This is a genomic window from Gluconobacter cerinus, from assembly GCF_025961355.1.
GTDB classification, from domain to species: domain Bacteria; phylum Pseudomonadota; class Alphaproteobacteria; order Acetobacterales; family Acetobacteraceae; genus Gluconobacter; species Gluconobacter cerinus.
Map to the genome: position 1 here is coordinate 1,050,364 of NZ_JAOQNM010000001.1, position 24,728 is coordinate 1,075,091.

Consider the following 24,728-nt stretch of genomic DNA (forward strand, 5'->3'; position numbering starts at 1 on the left):
CTTTATTACATACACAGAGAAATGGTTCTTAACTTTTCAGTAACCATTCTGAACAAGACCATTCCAGTCAGGGTATTTGCCGATGACATCCAATCTTCTGATCAATGAATTCATGTTCAATCCAAGTGCATCGGGAGATCCGAACGAATTTATTGAAGTCAAAGGGGATGCCGACACAGATTACAGTGAATGGTCACTGATCGTTGTTGATGGTGACGGCAGCGTCGCGGGCAAAATTGACAACGTTTTTCAACTCGGGACGACCAACAGCGCTGGCTACTGGGTGACCCCATACCAGACGAATGCTTTGCAGAACGGCACGCAAACTGTCCTTTTGGTCAAGAATTTCACCGGCAAGGCTGGCGATGATCTCGATACCGCCAATGGTGGGACGTTCACCTCCACGCCCTGGTCTGAGATTGGAGATACCATTGCCGTTTCAGACGGTGGCAGCGGTGATCCGACCTATGCTGGCGCTCCAGTTCTGACGGGTAAGCTGATTGCCGGCGCCTCCCGCATTCCGGATGGAACGGACACAAACAGCGCTTCCGACTGGGCAATTGATGACCCCTCACTGGCTGGTATCGAAGGCTACGGAACCACTGCCGCTGCGGGAACGGTTCTGGTCACACCGGGAGCCGCCAATGACGGGAGCGCTACAGGCGGTTCAGGAACAGGAACCAACACCGGTGGTTCTGACACCGGCACGGGAGGCTCTTCGGGCTCCGATACCGGGAGTGGCACGGGCACTGGCACCGGATCGGAAACAGGCGGAAGCTCGTCTGGCGGAACCAGCACCACGCCCCAGACCCTGACGATCCAGCAGATCAATGGCGTCGGCTATTACAGCCCGTATGCGGGCGCCAGCGTCACAACCACTGGCGTCGTCACGGCAATCGATACGAATGGCAGCATCGGCTTCTGGGTTCAGCAGGCCAGCAAAGACAAGGACAGCATCGGCAGCACGGGCATCTTTGTCTATGCGGGTAAGACAGCCACCCTTCCGACCGTGGGTGAAACCGTTACCATTACCGGCACCGTCACGAACTACTCCGGTACCTCCTGGAGCAAATCCCTCACGCTGCCGGAGATCAATCTGGTCTCTTACACCGATACGGGCGCGGCCTACGCAGAGATTGCCCCGACGGTCATTGGTCAGGGCGGCCTGACGGTTCCAGCAGCGTCTTACCTCGGGGACCTTGAGCAGGCGATCGATCTTAACAAGAGCACGGCGTCTCTAAGCCCCGATACGAACGCTCTTGATTTCTATCGTAACCTCATCGGTCAGGTCATTACCCTGCATGATGTCGTGGCGACCGGCGCCACCGCGTCCAATGCCACATGGGTCGTGCCTGATAATGGTAATGGCCTCCTGACGCCCACCGGTGCGCTTCAAAGCACCGAGAGCAGCATCAACACCCAGCGCGTCGAAATCTATTACGACAGCGGCGTCACCCCTGGTTCGGCCATCAGTGCCGAAGTCGGTGACAAGCTTGGCGATATCACGGGTGTTCTGACCTATTACAACGGCGTCTATGAACTGATCCCGACCACACAGGTCACGGTCATTCACACGGAAACGCCTGCTCCGGTCACGACCTTCCACAAGGACGAGCAGAATCTTCTCGTCAGTGACTATAACATCGAGAATTTCAACGCACTTGATCCGGCCAATGCAGACCGTCTGGCGCAGGTTGCCAAGATCATCGTGCAGAACCTCGACAACCCGGACGTTCTGGCTATCCAGGAAATCCAGGACGACAGCGGCACAACCAGCGACGGTACGGTCAGCGCCGAGCAAAACCTCGCAGCGCTGGTCAAGGCAATCGCAGATGCCGGTGGCCCGACCTACTCGTGGGCGCAGGTTGATCCTGCCAATAACACGCAGGGCGGTGTCACGGGCGGCAACATCCGTAGCGTGTTCCTCTACAACGCAGACCGCGTCACGCTGAAAGAGCCCGTTACCACCATCGGCAGTGAGGAACTGAGCGGCACGTTCAAGAATACCCGCCTGCCACTGGTTGGAACCTTCGAGTTCAACGGGAAGGATGTCACACTCATCAACGTGCATCTGTCCTCCCAGGCTGGAAGTTCGGAGCTTTATGGCGCGACCCAGCCCCCGGTAAACCATGGTGGCACGACGGCAACGGTTAACAACCGTATCGCGCAGGCCCAGTACATCACGAACTACGTCCAGAACCAGCTTTCGAGCAATCCAACCGCCAAGATCGGCATCCTCGGTGACTTCAATGACGTGGCGTGGAGCGACGCCAATCAGGTCTATGCCAACGCTGGCCTGACGGACATGGAAACCAAGGAAGACGCGAGCAACCGCTACACCTACATCTATGAAGGTAACGCTCAGTCCCTTGATCACACCATCGGCACGGACGGGTTCGCCAATGCAGGCCAGTTCCAGACCCTGCATATCAACACAGGGCAGCTGGATGGTGAATCGGATCACGATCCGTCCCTGACCCTGCTGGAAATGACGGACTACAGCGCCACAAGCGGCGCAGCTCTGTCCGACGTTGCTCTAACGAATAGTCAGACCGCTGCCGTTCACAGCGGAAGCACAGCCTCGAACATCAGCGTTGGTGATGGCAGCCGCCTGGCACTTTATGCCGGCAGCACGACCAAGAATATCCATCTTGCCAGTGGTGCAAAAGTGGATCTGCCGGAACTCGCCTGGTCCAGCAGCACAACAGCAACCCTGACAGACCCTTCCACGCTGGAAATCTCCAACGGCACAGACACCTATACGATTGCTCTCGACAGCGATTACGCCGCCGATTTCTTCACAGTTCAGTCTGACAGTACAGGCGGCACCCTGCTCCTCGCCGAAGGGACGCCGTGCTATTGCCGCGGCACGCTCATTCTGACGAACCGCGGGGAAATTCCCGTCGAGCAGCTTGAAATCGGTGACCTGGTTCAGACCCGCTCGAACGGTCTGCGGGCTATTCACTGGATCGGTCGCCGCAGCTATTCGGGTACGTTCGCCAATGGCAACCGCGACATCCTGCCAGTCATTTTCCGGAGCGGTTCTCTGGGCAACAATCTGCCCCAGCAGGACCTGTCCGTTTCGCCGCTCCACGCCATGTATCTGGACGGGGTCCTGATCCCTGCAGTCGCTCTGGTCAATGGCAAGAGCATCCTTCAGGCAGAACGCATGGATGAGGTGGCTTATTTCCACATTGAGCTGGAAAGCCACGACGTTATCTTCGCGAACGGTGCAGAATCTGAAACCTTTGTAGACGACAGCTCTCGCGGCATGTTCCACAATGCCTCTGAGTATGATGCGCTCTATCCTGCAGCAGCGCAGGCTCAGGCCCGCTATTGCGCACCGCGTGTTGAAGAAGGCGCTCAACTAGCCACTATCCGGACGCGCCTGAACGCTCTTTCGACGAAAACACGTGTGGCAACGGGCGCTCTGGAAGGCTTCCTAGACGTCGTAACCCACACCCATATTGAAGGATGGGCACGCGTTCCGGGCAGCACTGACGCCGTTCGTCTTCAGATCCTAGATAATGGGGTTGTTCTCGGCGAAGTCACTACGTCAATGGCAAGGCCAGATGTTGGTGGAGCCTGTGGCTTCCGATTTGACATTCCAAGCGGTCTGTCTCCGCTGGATCGTCACGTTCTGGAAGTGCGTCGCGCCACCGATCACGCTCCCCTGGGCAACACGCCCTGGATGATGGACCAGATGGAGCAGAAAATTCCACAGGCCGTTCTGGCACCGTCGCCAGTGGCCCCTCTGGATGGCTTCATCGACATCGCTACACGCAATCGCATCTCCGGTTGGGCCACAAACCCTGCCAATCCCGAAGATGTCGTGACTCTGCAGATCGTCGATAACGGTGTGGTTCTCGCTTCCATTGTGGCAAACGGTCGTCGCCCCGATGTTGCCAAGAGCGGACGGCCCCTGCTCTGCGGCTTCGATGTGATCCTGCCCGGCGGCCTCTCCCCACTCACACGCCATGTCCTGGAAGTGCGTCGGGAAGAGGACGGCGCACTTCTGGGCACGCCACAGGTTCTGGAACCCGTAACCGCCTTCGACGCGGATATGGAGCAGACTGTAGCCCGCGCTGTGTCTGCTGCCGCTGACGAGCAGTCTGGCGATCAGGTTCTGTCCTTCCTCCTCGGACAGGTGGAAAAACTCCGACAGTCCCGTGCGCTGGCCGTGAGTGGTCTGGCAGAACAGTCTCTTCATGCCACGCGCCGTCGCCGGGGAATGCCCACGAAGGCCACCACGCAACGCAAGCGCGCACTCGTCATTGACAGCCTTCGCCCCGATGCCAAGCGGGATGCAGGGTCGCAGGCGATCCTGTCTCACATGATGGCCCTCGAAACTCTGGGATATGACGTCTGTTTCGTAGCCGCTGACCAAATGGACATGACCGCACCTCTGGACTCACTGCCGAGTGTAAAGGTGCAGGGACTACCGTTCTTTGCGTCCGTTGAAGACGTTCTGCGTCGCCAGTTGAACAGCTTCGACGTCGTGTATCTGCACCGTGAAGACATCGCGACGCGCTACATGGCACTCGTCCGCCGCAACCAGCAGAAAGCCTACGTCCTCTACAGCGTCGCAGACCTTCACTTCCTGCGTCTGGCACGTCAGGCTGCAGTGCAGGGCCGACCGGAACTGATGGCAAAGGCCAATCAGATTCGTGTGGCGGAATACCGTGCAGCGCTACAGGCGGATGCTGTCCTGACGCACTCTGAAGCAGAAGCGGCCCAGCTTCGGAAAGATCTGCCGCAAGCCATTGTGCATGTGGTTCCATGGGCAACACCTGCGGCCAGCACATCGTCCACAAGCCACGACAGAAACGGCGTACTGTTCATTGGCAATTACGCACATGCCCCAAACAGTGATGCCGTGCAGTGGCTGGTGAATGACATCATGCCGGCGGTGTGGGCCATGGATCCGACCATTACCTGCACTCTGGTTGGGGCAGAGATGCCAGATAGCATCCATGCTCTGGCCAGCGATCGCATCCGGGTTCTTGGGCATGTCCAGAACCTGGACAGCGTGCTGAACCAGGCGCGCCTCAATGTCGCTCCTCTCCGGTTCGGGGCAGGCATCAAGGGCAAGGTGCTGGAAAGCCTGTCTGCGGGCGTGCCCTGCATCATGACGCCTGTGGCCGCAGAAGGACTGGCGCTTCCGGACAGTCTGCGTGGCCTCGTCCAGTCCACCACCCAAGACATGGCCCAACAAATTGTGGCGCTACACTCCGCCAAAACCCTGTCTGGCATCATTGAAGCCGGGCAGACATACACCAGCGCCACATTCTCTGAAGACGCTGTGACAACGGCACTAGGTATGGCACTTGAGCGGAAAGTAACGCTTCAGGCAGCAGGCTGAAGAAAAGTCAGGACTGACCCAGGAGAGCCATCCATCGATCCATGATGGCGCCTTCCTGAAATTCCAGTGCTTTAAGGCGGGCCATGTCAGACATGGGCCGCCTTTTTTCATTCTGCTCCATCAGAGCCAGAAGAGCTTCAGCAAGTCCGATATAATCCTCTGGTGGCACGAGGATTCCTGTTTCCTCCGGCACAACCACTTCCGCCGGGCCAGTTTCGCAATCAAACGCCACCACCGGCAATCCCGCTGAGGCAGCCTCAAGCAGAACCATCGGCAGCCCTTCGTAGCGCGATGAACACACGTAGAGCGCGGCCTGCCGGTAATCGTCGTCAAGATGAGGGGTCGCGGGTGCAATCGTCACCCGCTTCAGGCACGCCGCCTGTTGCAGAAGCATGAGCCGTTCCGGTCCGTCTCCACGAATAAGCAGAGACCAGCCTGCTCCGCGTTGATCGGCTTCTATAATCGCCCAGGCTTTCAGAAGGAGATCATAGCCTTTCTGAGCAGTCAGCCGACCTGCCGTCAGAACAAGACGAGAAGCCTGCGCATAAGCTGTCTGCCAGACCGGGGGGGCCATATTCGGAATAACTGACAGAGACGCTTTGAGGGATAGTCCTGCCTGCCAGAGCGCTTTGTCACGCGCCGTCAGGACCACCACATCATCAGCCCATCGTGCCGCAATCTGCCGCCCCCAGACCCGTTTGCGACGCCCCAGCATGATGTTGAAATTGAAGTGCTCCCACACGATGCATCGACACCCAGCCAGACGGGCCGCAGCCACGCCATACAGGGCATGTGTGGCTTCCACGACAATTAGTGTGTCGATGCGGTGACGCTTCAGATAGCGCACCAGTTTCCCAACAATTCGTGGCCAGGAGTTGAAAATTTTTACCGGCTTTTCAAACAGCGATTTTACGGGAATTCTGTCGTCCAGCGGAAAGACGGGCGGGCCGTTTCCCACCAGTTCCAGCAGATGAACCGTCACATCCCGCTGAACAAGCCCGTTCATCACCGCGCAGGCAGAGCGTTCGGTTCCGCCTGTTGCATTAATATGTTGGATGACAAAGGCGCACCGCATGCGGGATGGTCTACCCCATTCAACTCAAAACGCCTAAGAAACAGATATGACGATTTCACCTCAAACCCTCTCCACCGACGTCGCAATTGTTGGCGCCGGTCCGACCGCCCTCTTCGCAGCTTTTGAATGCGGAATGCTCAAACTGAGCTGCGTCCTGATTGACGCGCTCGACAGCATTGGTGGTCAGTGCGCGGCGCTCTATCCGGAAAAGCCGATCTATGACATTCCGGCGCACCCTTCCATTGAGGGCGGCGCACTCATCGAAGCGCTGGATCAGCAGATTGCACCGTTCGACGTTCCCCGTCTGCTTGGCTCCCGCGTGGAAACCCTGACGGGCCACCGTGGAGACTTCACGCTCACCACAGCACGTGGCGACACCGTGAAAGCCAAGGCTGTCATCATCGCCGCTGGTGCCGGCGCATTCGGTCCGAACCGCCCACCGCTAGACGGACTGGAAGCGTACGAGCGCACGGGTGCAGTTCAGTATTACGTCAAGAAGCGCGCTGATTTCGCAGGCAAGAAAATTGTCGTTGCCGGTGGTGGCGATTCTGCTCTGGATTGGGCTCTATCGCTTTCAGATGTTGCTGAGCACATTTATCTGCTGCATCGCCGAGACCGCTTCCGCGGTGCCCCGGAGACACTGTCCCGCATCGACGATCAGATCAAAGCAGGCCGCATTGAAAAGGTCGTCCCGTACCAGCTTCACGCCCTGCACGGTACGGACGGCCAGCTTTCTGCGGTGGAAGTCACCACTCTGGCTGGCGAATCCCGCCATCTGGAAGCTGACACGCTTTTGCCATTCTATGGTCTTTCCACGGATCTCGGCCCGATCGCTCTTTGGGGTCTGGACACGCATCGCAACACGGTTCCGGTCACCCCGGCGACATTGGAAAGCAGCACACCGGGCATTTTCGCCATCGGCGATGTGGCAACCTATCCTGGTAAGCTTAAATTAATTCTTCAGGGATTTTCTGAAGGTGCGATGGCAGTTCATGCCATTCACGCCATAGTTCATCCGGATACAGCCCTGCACTTCGAATATTCCACCAGCAAGGGCGTTCCGGGCTGAAAAGCCGGGGGTAGACAACCGTTTCCGCTGGTGCTGATCTGATCGGTACCAAATCGAAAATACGGTTTTCTACCAATCGGAAAGCAGCAGAACTGTCATGAAAATCATCGTCATGGGCGCCGGCGTCATCGGCGTGACAACCGCCTGGTACCTTGCTCAGGAAGGTCATGAAGTTGAGGTTATTGACCGGCAGCCTGGCGTAGGGCTTGAAACGTCCTTCGCCAACGCCGGTCAGGTCTCCCCTGGTTACTCGACACCATGGGCCATGCCGGGTCTGCCGTTCAAAGTCGCCAAATGGATGACCAGCAAACACAGCCCGCTGATCATCCGCCCGCGCTTCGATACGGCCATGTTCCGCTTCATGGGCGAGCTGCTCGCGAACTGTTCGGAAAAAGCATACGACATTAATAAGAGCCGTATGCTTCGGATTGCGGAGTATGCCCGCGATAAAATCGACGCCCTGCGCGACGAAACCGGCATCGCGTATGACGGTGACCAAAAGGGTCTGATCCAGCTTTTCCGGACGGATGCCCAGGTTGAACACGCAGCCGAGGACATGCGTCTTCTGGCAGAAAGCGGCGTGGATCATCAGCTTCTGAACGTCGATGAAATCATTGCGCATGAGCCAGGTCTGGCCCATGCCCGCCATCGCCTGCGCGGTGGCCTCCGCCTTCCAGGCGACCAGACGGGTGATGCGCATCTCTTTACACGTCGTCTCGCCGCCATGGCCGAGCAGAAGGGTGTGAAGTTCCGTCTTGGCACCACGATTGAAGCCATCGAAGCGGCTGACAAATCCATCGTGAGCATTCGTACCAGCGCTGGGCGCCTGACAGCAGATGCGTATGTGCTGGCTCTTGGCAGCTACTCCCCGCGTCTGATGAAGCCGCTGGAACTGCGTCTGCCGATCTATCCGGTCAAGGGATACTCCCTGACCATGCCAATCACAGACGAGAGCCGTGCGCCGGTATCCACGGTGAATGATGAAACCTACAAGGTTGCCATCACGCGCCTCGGAGATCGCATCCGTATTGGCGGAACAGCCGAACTGACTGGCTTCAGCCTACGCCTGAGCCCGGACCGTCGTGAAACGCTGGAACTGTCGTTCAACGAGATGTACGGCGGCGGCGACCTCTCCGCCGCCCGTTACTGGACCGGCCTGCGTCCCTGCACGCCAGATGGCACACCCATCGTCGGGCCAGCTCCGCGCTACGGCAATCTATGGCTTAACACCGGTCACGGCACGCTTGGCTGGACGATGGCAGCGGGCTCCGGCCAGATCGTTGCAGACCAGATCTCCGGCCGACAGACGGCCATCCCGTCACTGGATCTCTCTCTCGATCGCTACCTGTAAAACAATGCTGCTATCAGCTTTATAAAGGCTGATAGCAGCGTTCATTCTCTGGCAGACCGATCTGACGTGATCTGCCAGAACCAGCTTTCAGCCATACTCTTCCCCTCAGGCGGACAGAAAAGCCTGAACGTCCTCTGCGGACACTGTGCCTTCGTGCTCAAGCAGCTCCTGCTTGCCACCAACATGATGGGGCATCACCATCAAAGGTGTTCCGTCATCCATAAAGCGAATACGCAACGTCTCCCAATCCGGTGCTACAAACTGCTTGTAAGCCTGCACTAAAGCGCATTGGTCGATACACCAGTTGGTCGGATTATCCGGATTGTAGGCAATTTGAAGATAATTATGCAGGAAACGGGCGATGTCGGGCACTTTCTCCGCATTCCCAAAGTAGGAGATACCAGCCCCAAAACCCCACGGCTCTCCAAAAAACTGATGCCCGGCCTTATCGTAAGCATAAAGGCGGAAGCCATAATCTGCCGTGGCTTTCATCTCTTCCCAGAGCATCAAAAAATCTGACGGAAAGTAGCCATCACAGTCTGCGGTAATGACCGGACAGCTCCAGCGCTCGGCAATTTCCGGAAAAATCAGGTATCGAATGGCCGTATAGGTTGCACCGTCGCGGTAGGTCAGCGGGCCATGCGCGAAGGTGAAATCAAGCCCATAATCATGCACTGACAAGGCACTGACTATCTCTTCCAACCAGTCCAACTGTTCATTCGTCGGGCTATCGATACCCAGACAGAGCCGGATGCGGCCACCCTTCGGTCGGGCCATGCACACCTTCAGCAGAGACAGAACTAGCTTGGGAATGAACTGGAAGTATCCAGTATCACATCCGAAAACCAGACAAAGCTCTGGCTGAACGTCCTCCTGCCCCGGAAGAACACTGGACCTCCAAGTCCACCCTGAGGTTCCAAGACGGTCTTCCACGACTTTGTCTTCAAGGCCTGTAACTTCATTTTCAGGCAGCCACGAAAACACACCGCAATTATAGTGAATTGGCATGATGCCGGTTTCGATGGCTTGGGTCTTGGCCTCGCCATAATGCCTGTCTGCGGCAGTTCGATCCCCGGACAGCCACGCGTCATGCCCTAAACAAATCTCGCTCCAGTAACGGATGCCATTACATGTCTGCTCATGCCGCAAAAGCTCCAGGCCACGGTCTCGGCCTTTACTGAAACAGGTTTGCTCAAACATCAGACTGTAGGCCTGCACCACATCCTGATTATTTGTTGTGGCCATTTTCTGGGGGAGCAGCAGGGAATCAAAAAGAGGATCGAAACAACTTCCTGAAACCTGTTGCATCAGTTCCGGGAGAAGAAGAAGCATGTTCTCTCCTTCTGCCATTCTGGTCTCAAGATACCCAAATTGCCTGATTATGCTCGGATCAGAGAACTGCTGTGCAAGCGCCTGAGACAGGTGCGCTGTCGCGGCAGCATGATCTCCCATCCGCTCCGACAGAATGGCCTGAAAGTAGATGAGATCAGGACGTTCATCATACAGTCGGGCACATTTCAAAAATTCCTGGGCAAAATCCAATCGCCCCTGCTCTGCGCACATCAACGCCAGATACAGAATATGAATGATTTCATGCGGAGCGACGGAAACTTTGAGAATTTGCCTGTTCAGCCATTCAGTTTCGGACGTTGAATCAATACCCATGAGACTCTCAGACAGGGCATTCAACAGTTGAGATAAGACTTTGGGCGGGCAAGATTCCAAGATCCAGACGGTCTCTTCGCCTTCAGTTTCCAAGAGAACGATATCATCTTCTCTCGTGGCCATCAGAGTTTCGAGAGGCCATGCTTGCTCCCCAATTACGAGAGAAAATTCACGAATATATGGGAGGTGCAAAGGCCCTTTCCCCATAGACCATCTGCGCGACAGCAGAGCATGAAGGACAGGAATGAGAGATGCCCGGATTGGAAGAAAGCTCTCCCAGTCCATGTGATGCCCCGTCCAGTCCAGATCCATGGAATTCCGGCTGGAGAGAAATTCTGTCCCCATCCTCAGAACACACAAAGGTCGTGTTGTGTCAGGCAGTTCGCGAAGCACGAGCCCAGACCGGGCAGGTGTCACTTCATAGCCGTCCTCTACCAGAACTGGTGCGACCACTTTTAGCAAGACGTCTGCAAAGGATGCTGTGCAGAGGCAGGCTTCCCTGCTGGCAAGCAGTGTTCCATGCCAGGACAGAAGATAAGAAGTCATGCAATCCAAATCCGGAAAATTGACGGGACGATAATCTTGAACGCAACAAGTCTGGGGTAACCGTACAGTAAAAACAAAAAAAGCGGGACCAGCCTGCGCCGATCCCGCTTTCCTCTACTTACCACCCGGTAAAACCGGGTAAGCCGCCATTAGTTGGACGGTGCTGCTTCATCCGTCGTGGAGGCAGCAGCAGCAGCCTTCTTGTGCTTCTTGTGGTGGTGCTTCTTGTGATGATGCTTCTTCGTGGTGCTCGTCTTGTCAGACGTTGCGGCATCCGTGGATGCTGCTTCCGGAGCGGCGGCAGGCGCAGCCGGTTCTGCTGGAGCGGCAGGGGCCGTCGGAGCAGGCGTTGCTTCGACCGGAGCAGACACTGGATCAGCGAAAGCCGGAGCAGCTGTCAGGGCCAGAGCAGAAACGGCGGCGATTAGGGAACGATTGAAAAGGCGCATCTGAGAACGAAGCTCCAGAGAACTGAAAAACGGACCACATTTCAGAAAACTCGAAGTGGCCATGCTTTGAAATTAGCACCAGTGCGCGTCTTCGTCGTGCATTAACTTTATGAAATTTCAGGGGGATAGAGGTTCCTCTTCGCAAAGACGCCTCAATTCCGCCAAAGTCCCGTCGAGGACTTCCTGATTTCTTGCCTCTCGACTCTCAGCCATAAAAAAACGCGCACCGGAAACCCGGTGCGCGTTCTTCGAAATCTATTCCCTGATGGGAAAGATCAGCTTTCGCGGCTCTTGGAAGCGCGCTTACGCTCGTTCGGATCCAGGTAACGCTTACGGATACGAATGGCGGACGGCGTCACTTCAACCAGCTCATCGTCTTCAATGTAGGCGATGGCCTGCTCAAGGCTCATACGGCGCGGCGGCGTCAGAAGCAGGGCTTCGTCCTTGCCGGATGCACGCATGTTGGTCAGCTTCTTTTCACGGACCGCATTGATGTCCAGATCGTTCTCGCGGGAGTGCTCACCCAGGATCATGCCTGTATAAATCTTCTCGCCAGCGTCCACGAACATCGTGCCACGATCCTGAAGGGCGAACAGCGCATACTGCGTTGTCTGACCGTCTTCAGCGGAGATCAGCGAGCCGTTACGACGGCCTTCGATCGTGCCGACATATGGCAGATAACCATGGAACAGACGGTTCATGAGGCCCGTACCGCGCGTGTCGGTCAGGAACTCACCGTGATAGCCGATCAGGCCACGGGACGGGATCAGGAACGTCAGACGAACCTTGCCACCACCGGACGGACGCATGTCCTGCATCACACCCTTACGCAGAGACATCTTCTCGACGACAACGCCAGAATACGGCTCGTCAACGTCGACCAGAACTTCTTCGAACGGCTCTTCACGATCGCCGGTCTCTTCGTTTTCACGGAAGAGAACGCGCGGACGACCGATCGTCAGCTCAAAGCCTTCACGACGCATCTGCTCAATCAGAACGCCAAGCTGAAGTTCACCACGACCGGCAACTTCAAAAGCTTCGCTTTCCGGGCTTTCCGTAACCTTAATGGCCACGTTGCCTTCGGTTTCCTTGAAGAGACGGTCACGGATCTGACGGGACGTAACCTTCTTGCCTTCACGGCCACCCAGCGGACCATCGTTGATGCGGAAGGTCATGGACAGGGTCGGCGGATCAACCGGGCGGGACGGCAGCGGCTCGCTGATGGACGGATCAGCAATCGTGTCCGGAATCGTTGCTTCGGACAGACCAGCAACGGCCACGATGTCACCAGCTTCGGCTTCATCAACCGGCACGCGGTCCAGACCACGGAAAGACAGCAGCTTGGTCAGACGGCCAGTTTCAACAACCGTTCCGTCCGGACGCAGCACGCGAACCGGCATGTTCACCTTCGCACGGCCCTGGTCGATACGACCCGTCAGGATGCGGCCAAGGAAGTTGTCGCTCTCAAGGATGGTTGCAACCATGCCAAAAGGCGCATCCTTGTCGACGTTTGGCGTCGGGACGTGGCGCAGAACCAGATCGAACAGCGGGGACAGGTCCTTCTTCGGTCCGTCCAGCTCAAGATCAGCCCAGCCCTGACGGCCGGAAGCGTACAGCATCGGGAAGTCGAGCTGGTGCTCGTCAGCGCCCAGGGATGCGAACAGATCAAAGATTTCTTCGTGCACTTCGTCCGGACGCGCGTCGCTACGGTCGATCTTGTTCACGACCACGATCGGGCGGATGCCACGGGCCAGAGCCTTGCCCAGAACGAACTTCGTCTGCGGCAGAGCGCCTTCAGCAGCGTCAACGAGGATGATCGCGCCATCCACCATGCTCAGGATACGCTCGACTTCGCCACCGAAGTCAGCATGGCCCGGCGTATCAATGATGTTGATACGCGAGTCTTTCCAGACAACGGATGTGCACTTGGCAAGAATGGTGATGCCACGCTCGCGTTCGAGGTCATTGCTGTCCATCGCGCGATCAGCAACGTGCTGGTTCTCGCGGAAAGAGCCGGACTGCTTGAGGAGCGCGTCAACCAGCGTGGTTTTGCCATGATCGACGTGCGCGATGATGGCGATGTTACGGATTTCCATTTGGTCTTCCAGACGGTGCATCGAAGATGAGAATTTGCGCCGTCTTCTGCACCGAATCCCGCGAATATGCAAACTCTGTCGCAGTCTTTTCGTAAAGGGGCCGGGTTGAGTGAGGCGCAAAGCTGGTCCACATCTTCGGAAAACACAGTCTTTCCGCGAGAAGAATCCACCATGTCTGACCATCATCCAACGGGGCCTTCCGCCCCGGGAACTGACGCCCTGAGCCAACTTGGCCGTAACACGCCTGCCGCAAACAGCCCGGAAGAAGCCGTTCTGGAGCGTGTGCCCTCCCCTCATCAGGGTCGCAAATACGTTGTGCGCTTCACGGCACCGGAGTTCACATCTCTTTGCCCCGTGACAGGCCAGCCGGACTTCGCGCACATCGTCATCGATTACATCCCGAGCAAATGGATCGTGGAGAGCAAGTCTCTCAAACTATACCTGACCAGCTTTCGCAACCACGGTGCTTTCCACGAGGATTGCTCCGTTGCGATTGCCGAACGCCTTGTCGAACTGCTCGATCCGGAATGGCTGCGCATCGGAGCCTACTGGTACCCCCGCGGCGGCATTCCAATCGATGTCTTCTGGCAGACAGGTGAACCGCCAGCAGGCGTCTGGATTCCTTCACAGGACGTTCCCGGCTATCGGGGCCGTGGCTGAGACATGACTGAAGCGGCTGCCATTGCCCGTGCCCGCGGGCCTGTCACCCAGGCACGGCTGGCGGTTGATTTCAGACGGATTGGCCTTGAACCCGGCATGACGGTTCTGGTTCATACGGCCATGAGCCGTATTGGCTGGATCTGTGGCGGGGCAAGAAGTGTTATCGAGGCTCTTCTTCAGGTTGTGGGGCCGGAAGGCACGATCGTCATGCCTGCGCAGTCTTCGGACCTGAGCGATCCCGCCGGATGGTGTGATCCACCCGTTCCACAGACCTGGTGGGACACGATCCGGGCCAGCATGCCTGCGTTCGATCCCCGCACAACCTCCACGCGGGGCATTGGCACAGTTGCCGAGACCTTCCGCACGTGGCCTGGGACGCTCCGAAGCCTGCATCCGCAGGTGTCCTTTACAGCCCGGGGTCCACGCGCTGCAGACATCCTCTCCAGCCAGCCTCTTGAAGACCCGTTTGGCGTTGTTTCACCTCTCGCGGTTCTGAACCAGTGCGGCGCTCACGTGCTGATGATCGGCACAGGCTGGGAAACCTGTACGGCACTTCATCTGGCGGAACGGCTCTCAGATCCGCATGGCCCCACGTTTGAAGACGGAACTACTCTGCTGGTGGATGGGGAACGTCGTTGGGTCCGGTTCCGCATGCCGCAAACGAATGTGGAGCGCTTTCCGGCTGTAGGGGCAAAACTGGATGGGCAGGCCATGCTGCAACATGGCCATGTCGGGGCGGCCCCCTCGCGGCTGTTTCCAGTTGCGCAGGCCGTTGATACGGCCGTGGAAATGTGGAGCTTACCGTCCCCCTTATGACGTAACCGGGATGCGTATTTCAGTCCCCCTGTGCGGGCTCTTTCTGAGGGCCAGCACAATGAGAACCACTCCATAAACAAGCGCCACACCATCCACACTCGCAGCCAAGGACGTAACCTCTCCCGACGTCAGAGAGCGTGTCATGTCCGTCAGGGGGATCAGCAGGGTCAGCACGCCAGCCGCAGTTAGAAGGGAACGAAGACTTCTCGTTCCGCCCCAACACGCAGCGACAGTGAGGCAGATGAAAAAGACCGCGTAAAACAGGGCCTCAGCTGCCTGGTAGTGGCCGCCTTCTGGCAAGAAAGGCGTGGCAGCAAGAACTGCGGATACACCGCTGACGCAGCCAATCATGCAGCCTGTTGTCAAAGCCGAAAGGCAGCGCGTTCCAAAGCCGTCTTCCGTCAGACCAGCCGAGCGGTCACGGCGCCTGCGCGATGAGATCCAGAGCTGATTGCCTGAGTAAAACAGGAATGCTCCACCAAACCCCAAAACGGCATAGCCCCACCGGATCAACCATCCTCCGTAAGTCCCGAAATGCAGAGCGTAGATCAACGTGAGGGCCTGGAATGCCGGCTTCTGATGGTTGGGCAGAAAATCAGTTGAGATCAGGCGCCCTGTGTAAGGATTGACCTCGCCATACCCACCATCCGGCCGACGGCTGATCTGTGCCGCGTCCTGTACCGTCACGTGCAAAGACAGCTTCCCGCCCCGGCTGGAATAGGCCAGCGCGTCCGGCTCAAGCCCCGGAACCTGCTTTCGGAAGGCATCGACAATCGCCAGCGGCTCAAGAAGTGCCTGAGGCCGGTCACCCTGGTGCGAGTGATTTTTCTGAGGCGGATGTGCGGACACTGCTGGCAGAAACAGGGTTTTTTCCAACGCCATGATGGGCTGATGAAATGCAAACCCAGCAGCCGTTGCAGCCATCACGATGTGAAACGGCAGGGAGCAAACACCCAGCAACGTATGGAAATCGAGCCACATGCGGCGCAGATTTTCGGTCAGTCTGACGGCAAAGAGATTACGGACCAGAGAGGGCAGCAGAACAATCGTGCCCGACACAAGCGCCACAGCATACAAGAGCGCCACAATCCCCATGATGAGGCGCCCATATTCCCGGTTCAGGGGAAGGCCTATTCTTTGATGCAGGATGTTGAGGAAATACCCTACCTGCGAGGGTGTTCTCGTCTGGGTAACGAGTGTGCCATCTGCGGCCAGACCTGCATAAACTGTCCGTGCAGGCCCATGGTCCCTGTCTGATGAGACAACCCACATGAGGCTCGATGGACTGGTCTCATCCGGATGCAAAACCACAGTATGGTTGGCAATCATGGACGGATCTGCCGTCTCGGCCTTCTGCACCAGTTCGGATAGGCGATCTGCCGGAACCGGCGCTGGCAACGTAGCTGTGCGAGAGGCCCAGTTCCCCAGCGGCAATTCAAACATTGTCATGCCGCCTGCGTAGAAGGCGATGAACAGAAATAGCCCTGCCATAATGCCCACCCAGCTATGAACATTCCGGTAAAGCCGGACGACATCCCCGCGAATCTTCATGCCATGACACCATGCAGCAGGAAAAACAGGACCCACACCCCGGCATTGACGAGAACCAGCGTCAGCCATGCCTGACGGGGTGAGCGGAACAGGAAAGAAAATGCCACTACGAGCCCCCAGACAGGCCCGGGAAACCAGCGCAAAATCTGGGATGCTGCGGTTTTAAGCTGGGCATCGGCGTGAAACAGCAGCCCCAAAATGCCCATCAGACCGATAGCCAGCGTGGCGCCGAGTATCAGTCCAGCCAACACCTTCCCGATCCATCCTGTGCCATCCAATGGCTTGGGCTGCGTCGTACCACTCACAATGTGCGCCCCTGAGGCCTGAAAATCGCCAGCGTCAGAGGCAGCAGAATACACGCCAGCATCAGCACGGTTCCGACGATCAGCAGTGCGGTCAGAAAATGCATTCTCAGGCTCATCACCCCCAAAGCAGCCAACAGGCTGAGCAGCCCCGGCAATAAGCCCTTACGCGACGAAAGAGATCGGCGCAGCAGACACTGAGACGGTACAGACAGGTAAAACAGTCCAGCCGCGAGACTTGTCAGGACTACAGAGAGGAGTTCGAACACTACCGGTCGCTCACCAACGATAGGACAGAGTGACGAAGACTGCCCGCCCCGGCGCCCATGCACAAGCAACCGAGCGCGTACATGCGGCGACGTAGTGGCGGTTTGCAATATTGGTGCCATTGAACTGAATTCCGAAGCGCTGATAATCGATGTGCGCCTGCAAATCCCAGACAAGCTGGCTTGGAACCGTGAAGGTCGCAGGCAGTGCGCCTGCCGTGTTGCCCGTATAGCGCACGCCAGCGCCCAGACCCGTCACCCAGTTTCGGGCCAGATGGAAATCACGCTTCAGGAACAGGGATGCCATGTGAGATGGGATGGCCACTGGACGCTGGTTTTTCTGGGCCGCGACAGTCGTTTTCGTGATGCGAGGATCCTGATAGGTGAACGACGCCAGCATATCGATCTTATAAGGGAGTCGACCCACGCCCTCCGCCTCGAAGCCCCGTGTTCTTTGTTCGCCCGTCTGAATGTCATAGGTCGAATCAGCCGGGTCAGTCGTCAGAACATTGCTTTCGACCAGATTGAAGAAGTCAGCCGTTAACATGAAATCTTCGCCCCAGGGCGTGCCATGTGGGGGCTTGTATTTCAGGCCAGCTTCGATCTGCCGTCCGCGTGTCGGCAGAAAAGGCGTGTTCTCACGTGTCGTTCCAACCTGCGGCTGAAAAGACGTTGCATAAGACACATATGGCGCCAGACCGATGGCGGATTTGTAAAGCAACCCAACACGCCCGGTGAAGGCATTGTTCTGCTGAGGGGTCTGCTCCCCGGTCCGATTATTGACCGTCAGGCTTTGCGTGAAATCCTCACGGCCAGAAAGCGTCAGGTAGAAACGATGCCAGTCTGCCTGTTCCTGCGCGTAAAGGCCTGTCTGTGTTTCTGTCTCGTTTGTATTGGTAGTCGTACCGTAGGTCGGCCAGGAAATCGGATTGTAAACGGGATTGTACAGATCAAGAGAGGGCGCTGTCTTCTGCCCGCGACGGAACGCCATAAAGTCACTGCGAAAATCCACACCGACCAGTAACTCATGGTGAACAGGCCCCGTCCTGAGCTTCAGGTTTGAGCGCGTATCCAGCGTGACATTGTTGTAGTTTGAGGATTGCAGCAGAGCCTGACGCGTCAGAGTTCTCTGGTCAGCAGACAGGGCAACAGCCGTTACATATCGGTATGATGCATCAATATGCGCGTAACGCATGTTCTGACTGATGGTCCAGTTTGGCGTCAGATGACGTGTGAAGCTGTAGCCAATGGAAACCTGGCGCTTTGAGTAAACATCATAGTCTGCATCGCTGTTCAGGAAATTGCGCGCAATATAGCCGTATGGGCTCGCATAAAGCGTTCCGTTTGCGGGAAGAAACTGGGACGTGGACCCACCATCGACCTGCTCATAACTGGCAAGGATCGTAAAATCCGTCTTGCTGTCCGGACGCCAGCTGACGGAAGGCGCGACATAAATCTCATTGTTCTTGATGTTTTTGGCATACGTGTCGGATTTTCGGATCAATCCGTTGAAGCGCCACAGGAGTGTCTTGGAGGCGTTCAACGCTCCACCCACATCTGCCGCACCCTGAACACGACTGTAAGACCCGGTCTGGAACGTCACCTGATTTTGCTGATTCAACCGCGGGCGCTTGCTGACAGCATTGATAATGCCGCCAAGCTGTCCCGACCCATACAGCGCGGACGAAGCACCCCGCAGCACGTCCATTTCCTCAAGGCCCCATGGCTCAATGCTGTAGGAAAAAGACGTCGTCGCGTCCGGCGTCCGTGTGCCATCAAGGTAAATATCCGGCGAAAATCCACGGATTGTTCCGAAATAGCCGCGTGGATCATCCTTTGAGCCATAATCGGAAACACCAGCCGCATAGCGAACTGCTTCGGAAATACTCCGGGCGTTCAGCATCGTCATGCGGGCCTGCGTAATGACGGTCAGGTTCTGGGGCACGTCTTCAAGTGGCGTGGATGTCTTGGTCGCAGCATTTCCGCCAGCCGCTAGCAACCCGACATGACTGCCCTTCACTTCCAGACGTTCTTCTCGTGACAGTTCAGGGGAATGATCCGCATGCCTGGAATGTTCAGCGGCTTTTTCGCGTCCAGAAGGAGGGTGCTGATAATGCCTCGGACGTTCCTTCTCCGGCTCCTGCGCAAGCACCAGACCCGAAGGCAGCCCCAGCAACATCGTTGCACAGGGAATAAGACACGACCGTACCCGCATCACAAAATCTCCGAAAAGCGAGCGCGGAGATAACACTAATGATAATTATTCTCAACAACGAAAAATGAGGAATTTCGAAAAAAGCTTCGAAATTTCCATCACTTTTTCAGATCATGACCTACAGGTCATATCCCTGTAACCAAAGCAGGCGAATGGTTACGCTTCAATTCCTAACTGACCCTGGAAGTACAGTAACGGGGCTTCATCACGAACGGTGATGGACGTGGGCTTCGCCATGAAGAGCGCGTGCGTCCCGCCCTGAAACGTCTCGACGAGTTCGCAATGCATCTGCACCAGTGCGCCATCGATGAAGGCCGTGCCGTCTTCCGCCCGCACCACAACGTCTGACCCGAATTTGTCCGCCGTTCTGCTAGCAAACAGCATAGCCACATCCTTGTGGCTGTTGTTCAGGATGCTCAGACCAAAACGTCCGGCTTCAGCAATCGCTTTATAAGTCGAGCTGCCACGATGCAGGCAGATCAGAAGCAGGAGCGGATCAAGGGAAACAGATGTCAGGGCGCTGATGGTTGCACCCTGTTCGCCTTCGCTTCCCTTGGCGGTCACAACTGCGACACCCGTTGCGAAATGGGACATCGCCCGGCGAAAGTCCTGCTCATTCAGTGTCGTCATGACAACTCTCCTGCCATCGTCGGAATTTTTGGTTCCGGCACCATTACAGGAGAACCCTGACCGTCACCAGAAGCGAGGGAACCGCTGGACGCTCTCTTTTTCAGAAACGGGCAGTCATCGGATGCGCGCCCATACGGCCATCTTCGCGATCAAGTTTTTCAATCGCGGCCATGTCACTCTCCGTGAGGGTGAAGTCGAAGACGTCCAGATTTTCAGCCAGTCTCTTTGGGTTCGCTGATTTCGGGATCACGATCAGACCGTTCTGAAGATGCCAGCGGATAATGACCTGAGCGGGTGTCCGACCAACGCTCCGGGCAACCTCCCCAATCGTCGCATTATCCAACACCTGCCCTTTCCCGAGCGGGCGCCATGATTCTGTGCGGATATTGTGCTGCTCGTTAAAGGCCCGCAGCGCCTTCTGCTGGAAAAATGGATGAAGCTCAATCTGGTTGACCGCCGGAACGACGCCAGTTGCATCCATAATACGCGAGAGATGGTCCGGCTCGAAGTTGGACACTCCAATGGACTTCACGCGCCCCTCTTTTTGCAAGGTCACGAGTGCCTTCCATGTTTCCACATACTGACCCTGCTCCGGCATCGGCCAGTGAATGAGATACATATCCAGAACCGGACGGCGCAGCAGCCGGCAGCTCTCCTCATAGGCACGCAGCGTATTGTCGTAGCCCTGCTCGTCATTCCAGACCTTCGTTGTCACGAATACATCAGGATAATCCGCCAGAGCTTCACCAACGCCATCTTCGTTCCGATAAAGACGCGCTGTATCGACAGAATGATATCCGAGCTTCACAGCCTCCCGCACAACCGTTGCTGTTTCTTCAGGGGGCGTCTTCCAGACGCCCAGCCCGAGCTGCGGAATGATCCGGCCATCGTTCAGTGTAATTCTTGTCTGGTTATCCAGATATGGCACCTCATCGTTCATCAGAAATTCCTTTTCAAATCTTGTTCTTACATATCAAACGCCTGATTGGCGGGCTGAGTTCAGGCTGGCACCACCAGCTGTGAAAGCTTGCGGGCCAGAGCTTCTGTGCTGAACGGTTTCACAAGCAGAGCACAGCCTGGTTCAAGCAGTCCTTCATCCAAAATATTCTGCTCCGCATAGCCCGTAATGAACAGAATTTTCAGATCGGGAAATCTGTCTCTCATGCGCGCAGCGAGTTGCCGCCCGTTCATGCCCCCTGGCATACCAATATCCGTGATCATCACGCTGGGCTGAACGCCATTCGAAAAACGATCTGACAATTCCAGAGCTGAAATACCGTCCTCTGCTGTCAGAACTCTTGCCCCCAAATCTCCGACAACATCACTGACAATGAGGCGTACGGCTTCCTCGTCATCCACAATCAGCACCAGCTTTCCAGACAGCCGCACAGACGCCGTTTTCGTCAGAATATCACCGTCAGGAACATCTTCTGGTAACAAAGTAGCAGGCCCGTTGTAGCGAGGGAGCCAGAGGCTAACAGACGTTCCGTCTCCGGGCCGGGATCTGATCTGGGCTTGCCCACCAGACTGACGGGCAAAACCATAAATCATGCTCAACCCCAGGCCCGTCCCTTTCCCTAAAGGCTTGGTCGTAAAAAACGGATCAAACGCCCGTTGCAGGGTTTCTTCCGCCATCCCACAACCGTTGTCCTCAACCTTCAAAAGCACATAGTCACCAACAGGCACCCCGGCTTCGTGGCTGGCTACAGACCCCAAAGATGTATTAGCACTCACGATCCGTATGGTCCCGCCGCTCTCTCGCATCGCATCACGTGCATTGATACAGAGATTAAGCACGGCGTTCTCAAGCTGGTTGGCATCAACCCGTGTCGTCCAGATTCCTGGCTGCAGATCAAACTGAATAGACACCAGTGGGCCAACGCTTCCGCGAAGAAGGGTCTCCAGACCACTGACCAGACCATTCACATCTGTCGGCACGGGATCCAAAGGCTGCCGACGCGAGAAGGCCAACAGACGGTGCGTCAGTGAGGCTGCACGTCGCACCGCATCCTGCGACGCAGTGATATACCGATCAAGACCAATGGTGCGACCTTGCGTCAGTCGGGTCTCAAGCAGCTCAAGACTCCCGCCTATTCCCGCAAGCAGATTGTTGAAGTCATGGGCGAGACCACCCGTTAGCTGGCCAACGGCTTCCATTTTCTGGGACTGGCGCAACTGCTCTTCCAGATCATTGCGCTCGGTGACATCACGGCCAACACCGTAAATGGTGTCCCCTTCATTATTGAAGTTCCAGTTATAGAGCCGCCATGTGCCGTTCCGGTGCTTCATCCGCACGTCCAGCGCGACGTCGGACCAGGGCGTGCTGTGTCGAACCCGATCGAACGCCTCACAAACGGCGCCCTGATCATCCGGGTGACACAGGGCTTCAATCCTCAGCCCGATCAAACCTTCCTGTGTGTAGCCCAACGCCCGCAACCAGGAGGGACTGACAGCCATGTAGTGACCACTTCGGCTGATGATAACGAACAGGTCCTTGGCGATGGTCCAGAGGCGGTCACGTTCCCGCGTTCGCTGGCGGATCCGCTCCTCCAGCATGACGTTCATTTCACGCAATTCCTGCTGGGTCTTGGCCTGGCGCATGGCAGCATGGGTGCGATCCGCCACAGCGCGGGTGAAGACAATTTCTTCTTCGGTCCACACATGCGGAACAGTGGAATAGACGCACATCACACCCACGAGCCTGCCAAACTTGAACAGGGGCACATTCAAAAGCGCACGAATGTTGAGGGTTTCAAAGCGTTCGACACGCTTAAGCGTCAAAGTATCCAGACGCACATCTGAAATTGCGACAGTACGCCCGCGAGCCAACAGAGGCCCATAATCACCATAGTCACGGAATGCATGGAATCCGCGGATAGACGCCTGACGTTGGACATGACTGCCTGACCCCAGCGTCACTGTCCGCATTGCACCAATCAGCAGACCCGTTCCCGCCTCATCGACTGTTCCGTAGGCGGCGCAGCTTACGGAAAGTTCGCGACACAGGATCTGCGCGGCGACGCCTTCCATCTCATCAGCGTTTTCCAGTGCCCTCAGGCGATCTCCAAGCTCTACCAGTGCCGCCTGACGAAGGGCCTGTCTCTTGCTGTGATCAATATCCAGCACGATGCCAGGAAAACGGAGCGGTCGCCCGTCTTCAGTCAGATCGCAACGCCCATTCCCTTCAAACCATCGCGGGCCAGCTGGTGTGTGGACACGGAATTCGAAATCGCATCGCCCGCCTGTGTGAAGGGCGTTTGTGATGGCGGCCGCAACGCGCCCCTGATCTTCCTGCTCGATAGCAGCGTAGAACGCCGTAACAGGAACGCCCTGCTCCAGCGCTTTTGCATCAAGGCCCAGCGTTTCAGCCAGACGCGTATCCCCGATCACGAGAGAAGAATTGTCATCCCACATCCATGTTCCGGCAATGGCGCCTGCATCCAGTGCAAGCTGGAGCCGAAGACTGGATTGATTGACTTCCGTCAGATCACGCCCCGTCGCCAGAAGCCGCTGGACGTCCCCGTCTTCTCCGAAAATCGGCGTAACGGCCACATCCCAGAAGCGGCGGTTCCCCCGCATGGTATTGGCATACCCCTGAAAGCGTCCCGCCTCTCCACTCAGTGCCGTTTTGACGGCTTGAGTGGCCATGATACGGGCCTGCCCCCGCCACAGATCAGCCCAGGGAACACCATGCAGGATAATCGGGCTGTCGAGTTCCATTGCCTCGATGCCGCCTGCATTGATGAACCGGATGCATCCATCCATGTCCAGAATATGAATGCAATCTGGCGAACTGGAGAGAAGAAGATGGGTAAAGGCTTCGCTGGATCTGAGCGCCTCAGCCACGGCAGAGGCGTTTGAAACGTCCATGACCACGCCGACAGAGCACAGATCATCGTGACCCGGCCGATCATCATCCCGCCAGCCGCGAATAAGCAGATGCCGCACCATTGTCGGACCCTGCGCATGTGAGACCACGATGCGGAAACGGAATTCGAAAGTGCCTTCTTCCCGCAGCTCGTCTTCTGCAACACTTTCATATGCTGCGCGGTCATCTGGGTGGAGGCAGGCATATGCATCTTCCAGCGAAAGCCCCTGCATCAGCAGTTCGGGGGGAAGCCCCCAGATCTGGGCAAAGCGCTCATCTCCAAACAGAAGCCGACGCGTCAGATTACAGCGGAAAAAACCCATCTCCGCGGCTTCGGCCATTCTTCTGATACGCCGATCCAGCCGATGAAGCTGACTGGCCACTCCGGAGCCGTCTGCCACTGGAAATGACCTGGCAATATGGCGCGCGCAAAGGGCTTGGACATTCTCCAGGCCTGGCGTTTTCTGCCTGACACACAACCAGACTTCAGGAGAGCTTTCATAAACGGGAAGACGGCAAACAGCCTCAGGATTTTGACCCTCAAGCTCGGCAAGAAAGTGGCTGTCTCCACCAGAGACAATGACCCACTCCCGATCATGGTCACGGAGAACCAGAGCAGCAGCTCCACCACCCAGACTGACTGCCAAAGCCAGCAGATGCTCCGAGAAGTCTTCAAGGGCTGTTCTGATCTGATGCACGATCGAAGGAGGAAGAGCGTTGCCGCTGGCTTGCGCTACTTCTGAACCGGCCGTCATGCTGTCTCTCCCGGTCACGCCGCTTTTCCCGGATGGACGAGGGCCGACCTCA

At 56.9% G+C, this 24,728-nt stretch carries 16 protein-coding genes; 5 read left to right on the plus strand and 11 right to left on the minus strand.

Annotated features, from left to right (window positions below; all coding sequences use genetic code 11):
- Positions 1-82 precede the first annotated feature (82 nt).
- Positions 83-5,362 (plus strand): Hint domain-containing protein, encoded by a 5,280-nt coding sequence (locus M2305_RS04850; protein ID WP_264648719.1) that lies wholly within the window; start codon positions 83-85, stop codon positions 5,360-5,362.
- Between the two features lie 7 nt (positions 5,363-5,369).
- Here M2305_RS04850 and M2305_RS04855 read toward each other — a convergent pair whose 3' ends face one another.
- Positions 5,370-6,437: a glycosyltransferase family 4 protein gene (locus M2305_RS04855; RefSeq protein ID WP_264648720.1), complete on the minus strand. Its 1,068-nt coding sequence runs from the start codon at positions 6,435-6,437 to the stop codon at positions 5,370-5,372.
- Positions 6,438-6,483: 46 nt separating this feature from the next.
- Between M2305_RS04855 and M2305_RS04860 the strand changes: the two genes are divergently transcribed.
- Both M2305_RS04860 and M2305_RS04865 read left to right on the plus strand, forming a co-directional pair.
- Positions 6,484-7,506: an NAD(P)/FAD-dependent oxidoreductase gene (locus tag M2305_RS04860; RefSeq protein WP_064273540.1), complete on the plus strand. Its 1,023-nt coding sequence runs from the start codon at positions 6,484-6,486 to the stop codon at positions 7,504-7,506.
- A 97-nt stretch (positions 7,507-7,603) separates the two neighbouring features.
- Positions 7,604-8,857, plus strand: a complete 1,254-nt coding sequence (locus M2305_RS04865) for a D-amino acid dehydrogenase (protein WP_064273538.1) — start codon at positions 7,604-7,606, stop codon at positions 8,855-8,857.
- A gap of 105 nt (positions 8,858-8,962) precedes the next feature.
- On the opposite strand, the gene M2305_RS04870 is transcribed toward M2305_RS04865, so the two are convergent.
- From M2305_RS04870 to typA, 3 genes are all read right to left on the minus strand, one after another.
- Complete coding sequence (locus M2305_RS04870) at positions 8,963-11,068, minus strand: tetratricopeptide repeat protein (RefSeq protein WP_264648721.1); 2,106 nt, start codon at positions 11,066-11,068, stop codon at positions 8,963-8,965.
- 149 nt (positions 11,069-11,217) lie between these two features.
- Entirely contained in the window at positions 11,218-11,517 is a 300-nt protein-coding gene (locus M2305_RS04875) for a hypothetical protein (RefSeq protein ID WP_046900907.1), read from the minus strand.
- Between the two features lie 275 nt (positions 11,518-11,792).
- A complete protein-coding gene (typA, locus tag M2305_RS04880; protein ID WP_086634249.1) occupies positions 11,793-13,613 on the minus strand; it encodes a translational GTPase TypA in 1,821 nt (606 codons plus the stop codon).
- Between the two features lie 171 nt (positions 13,614-13,784).
- Between typA and queF the strand changes: the two genes are divergently transcribed.
- The gene (gene queF / locus M2305_RS04885; protein ID WP_046900909.1) at positions 13,785-14,273 is read left to right on the plus strand and encodes a preQ(1) synthase; all 489 of its coding nucleotides are present in this window, start codon (positions 13,785-13,787) and stop codon (positions 14,271-14,273) included.
- A gap of 3 nt (positions 14,274-14,276) precedes the next feature.
- Positions 14,277-15,089, plus strand: a complete 813-nt coding sequence (locus tag M2305_RS04890; RefSeq protein WP_264648722.1) for an aminoglycoside N(3)-acetyltransferase — start codon at positions 14,277-14,279, stop codon at positions 15,087-15,089.
- Here M2305_RS04890 and M2305_RS04895 read toward each other — a convergent pair.
- From M2305_RS04895 to M2305_RS04925, 7 genes are all read right to left on the minus strand, one after another.
- Positions 15,084-16,640 carry a PepSY-associated TM helix domain-containing protein gene (locus tag M2305_RS04895; protein ID WP_264648723.1) on the minus strand — a complete coding sequence of 519 codons (1,557 nt, stop codon included), beginning with the start codon at positions 16,638-16,640 and terminating at the stop codon, positions 15,084-15,086. The genes M2305_RS04890 and M2305_RS04895 overlap by 6 nt on opposite strands.
- Positions 16,637-16,945 (minus strand): hypothetical protein, encoded by a 309-nt coding sequence (locus tag M2305_RS04900; protein WP_046900183.1) that lies wholly within the window; start codon positions 16,943-16,945, stop codon positions 16,637-16,639. Before M2305_RS04900 ends, M2305_RS04895 begins: the two co-directional genes overlap by 4 nt.
- Complete coding sequence (locus tag M2305_RS04905) at positions 16,942-17,211, minus strand: hypothetical protein (RefSeq protein WP_264648724.1); 270 nt, start codon at positions 17,209-17,211, stop codon at positions 16,942-16,944. Before M2305_RS04905 ends, M2305_RS04900 begins: the two co-directional genes overlap by 4 nt.
- A gap of 10 nt (positions 17,212-17,221) precedes the next feature.
- On the minus strand, positions 17,222-19,423 hold the full coding sequence (locus M2305_RS04910; RefSeq protein WP_264648725.1) for a TonB-dependent siderophore receptor: 2,202 nt from the start codon (positions 19,421-19,423) through the stop codon (positions 17,222-17,224).
- A 156-nt stretch (positions 19,424-19,579) separates the two neighbouring features.
- Complete coding sequence (locus M2305_RS04915) at positions 19,580-20,053, minus strand: flavin reductase family protein (RefSeq protein WP_046900185.1); 474 nt, start codon at positions 20,051-20,053, stop codon at positions 19,580-19,582.
- Positions 20,054-20,153: 100 nt separating this feature from the next.
- Positions 20,154-20,993: an aldo/keto reductase gene (locus M2305_RS04920; protein ID WP_264648726.1), complete on the minus strand. Its 840-nt coding sequence runs from the start codon at positions 20,991-20,993 to the stop codon at positions 20,154-20,156.
- A gap of 59 nt (positions 20,994-21,052) precedes the next feature.
- A complete protein-coding gene (locus M2305_RS04925) occupies positions 21,053-24,676 on the minus strand; it encodes a PAS domain-containing protein (protein WP_264648727.1) in 3,624 nt (1,207 codons plus the stop codon).
- Positions 24,677-24,728 lie beyond the last annotated feature (52 nt).

Bases quoted from the DNA above. Each gene is read 5' to 3' on its own strand.
- M2305_RS04890 (WP_264648722.1), top strand. From the start codon at position 14,277: ATGACTGAAGCGGCTGCCATTGCCCGTGCCCGCGGGCCTGTCACCCAG.
- M2305_RS04895 (WP_264648723.1), bottom strand. From the start codon at position 16,640: ATGAAGATTCGCGGGGATGTCGTCCGGCTTTACCGGAATGTTCATAGC.
- typA (WP_086634249.1), bottom strand. From the start codon at position 13,613: ATGGAAATCCGTAACATCGCCATCATCGCGCACGTCGATCATGGCAAA.
- M2305_RS04875 (WP_046900907.1), bottom strand. From the start codon at position 11,517: ATGCGCCTTTTCAATCGTTCCCTAATCGCCGCCGTTTCTGCTCTGGCC.
- M2305_RS04870 (WP_264648721.1), bottom strand. From the start codon at position 11,068: ATGACTTCTTATCTTCTGTCCTGGCATGGAACACTGCTTGCCAGCAGG.
- queF (WP_046900909.1), top strand. From the start codon at position 13,785: ATGTCTGACCATCATCCAACGGGGCCTTCCGCCCCGGGAACTGACGCC.
- M2305_RS04915 (WP_046900185.1), bottom strand. From the start codon at position 20,053: ATGACGACACTGAATGAGCAGGACTTTCGCCGGGCGATGTCCCATTTC.
- M2305_RS04865 (WP_064273538.1), top strand. From the start codon at position 7,604: ATGAAAATCATCGTCATGGGCGCCGGCGTCATCGGCGTGACAACCGCC.
- M2305_RS04855 (WP_264648720.1), bottom strand. From the start codon at position 6,437: ATGCGGTGCGCCTTTGTCATCCAACATATTAATGCAACAGGCGGAACC.
- M2305_RS04860 (WP_064273540.1), top strand. From the start codon at position 6,484: ATGACGATTTCACCTCAAACCCTCTCCACCGACGTCGCAATTGTTGGC.
- M2305_RS04850 (WP_264648719.1), top strand. From the start codon at position 83: ATGACATCCAATCTTCTGATCAATGAATTCATGTTCAATCCAAGTGCA.
- M2305_RS04925 (WP_264648727.1), bottom strand. From the start codon at position 24,676: ATGACGGCCGGTTCAGAAGTAGCGCAAGCCAGCGGCAACGCTCTTCCT.
- M2305_RS04910 (WP_264648725.1), bottom strand. From the start codon at position 19,423: ATGCGGGTACGGTCGTGTCTTATTCCCTGTGCAACGATGTTGCTGGGG.
- M2305_RS04920 (WP_264648726.1), bottom strand. From the start codon at position 20,993: ATGAACGATGAGGTGCCATATCTGGATAACCAGACAAGAATTACACTG.